We start from the raw sequence: 1854 nt of genomic DNA on the forward strand, positions 1-1854 counted from the left end.
GAGCGCGAGCGCGCGATGCTCGGCGACGCGGGCGCGAACGCGGCCGGAGCGCTGGCGGGCTTCGCGCTCGCGCTGTCGCTGCCGGTGCCGGGGCTGTACGTGGCCGCGGTCGTGGTGGTCGTCCTCAACCTGCTCGCCGAGCGCTATTCGCTGACCGAGGCGGTCGAGAAGCACGCGTGGCTGGCGTGGCTCGACGGCCTTGGGCGGCCGAAGGACGGCGCGGGCGCGGAAGACGCCCGATGAAGCGCCCCACACACGGACGGGGCGCGCTATGATGCCAAGCGGGGTTCGTCGAGAGACCGGAGGCGCGGGCACACCTATGGCCAAGCACATATTCGTCACAGGCGGCGTCGTCTCATCGCTCGGCAAGGGCATCACGGCAGCGTCGCTCGGGCGGCTGCTCAAGGCGCGAGGCCAGAAGGTCAAGATCCAGAAGCTCGACCCCTATCTCAACGTCGATCCGGGCACGATGTCCCCCTTCCAGCACGGCGAGGTGTTCGTCACCGACGACGGCGCCGAGACCGACCTGGACCTCGGCCACTACGAGCGCTTCATCGACGAGTCGCTGTCGCGGGACTGCAACGTGACCGCCGGCTCGATCTACCACTCGATCGTGACCCGCGAGCGCCGCGGCGACTTCCTCGGCGCGACGGTGCAGGTCATTCCGCACGTCACCAACGAGATCAAGGAGCGCATCCGCCGGCTGTCCGAGGAGGGCGCGCCCGACGTGGTGATCACCGAGGTCGGCGGCACGGTCGGCGACATCGAGTCGCTGCCGTTCCTCGAGACGATCCGGCAGATCCGCAAGGACGTCGGGCACGACAACGTCTGCTACATCCACGTGACGCTCGTGCCCTACATCGCGGCGTCCGAGGAACTGAAGACCAAGCCGACGCAGCACTCGGTCAAAGAGCTGCGCAGCATCGGTATCCAGCCCGACTTCATCGTGTGCCGCAGCGATCGGCCGATCGACGCGGGCATCCGCCGCAAGATCGCGCTCTTCTGCGACGTGGACCCCAAGGCGGTCGTCTCGGCGCAGGACGCGCGGTCTATCTACGAGGTGCCGCTGCGTCTGCGCGAGCAGGGTCTCGACGAGATGGTCATCGAGCGCATGAAGCTCGAGTGCGGCGCGCCCGACATGGCCGAGTGGGAGAGGTTCGTGGCGCACTCCGCGTCGCTGGCCGACTCGGTCGACATCGCGCTGGTCGGCAAGTACGTCCAGCTGCCCGACGCGTACCTGTCGGTGAGCGAGGCGCTCGACCACGCGGGCATCTTCCACGACCACAAGGTCAACGTGCACTGGGTCGACGCCGAGTCACTCACGCCCGAAGAGGTCGACCAGATCCTCTGCGAGATGGACGGCGTGCTCGTGCCGGGCGGCTTCGGCATCCGCGGCATCGAGGGCAAGATCCGCGCGGCGTGCTACGCGCGCGAGAACGGCGTGCCGTACCTCGGCATCTGCCTCGGCATGCAGGTGGCCGTGGCCGAGTTCGCGCGGCACGTCGCGGGGCTCGACGGCGCCAACTCGGCCGAGTTCGACCCGGTGACCGCGCACCCCGTCATCGACATCATGCGCGAGCATGACGGCAGCGACGCGATGGGTGGCACGATGCGCCTCGGCGCGTACCCGTGCAAGGTCGTGGAGGGCACGCGCGGGTGGGACTGCTACGGCGAAGAGGTCATCTACGAGCGGCATCGCCACCGCTACGAGGTGAACAACGCGTACCGCGAGCGGCTCGTGGAGGCCGGGCTCGTGATCAGCGGCCTGTCGCCGGACGAGCGGCTCGTCGAGATGGTGGAACTGCCGGACCACCCGTGGTTCGTCGGCCACCAGGGGCATCCGGAGTTCAAGAG

At 68.9% G+C, this 1854-nt stretch carries 1 protein-coding gene; it reads left to right on the top strand.

Going from position 1 to position 1854, the window contains the following annotated elements; all coding sequences use genetic code 11:
* Positions 1–319: 319 nt before the first annotated feature.
* The coding region (locus FDZ70_10020; protein ID TLM68101.1) for a CTP synthase at positions 320–1854 on the top strand (1535 nt) is incomplete at its 3' end.

This window comes from Actinomycetota bacterium (assembly GCA_005774595.1).
Lineage (GTDB): Bacteria > Actinomycetota > Coriobacteriia > Anaerosomatales > D1FN1-002 > D1FN1-002.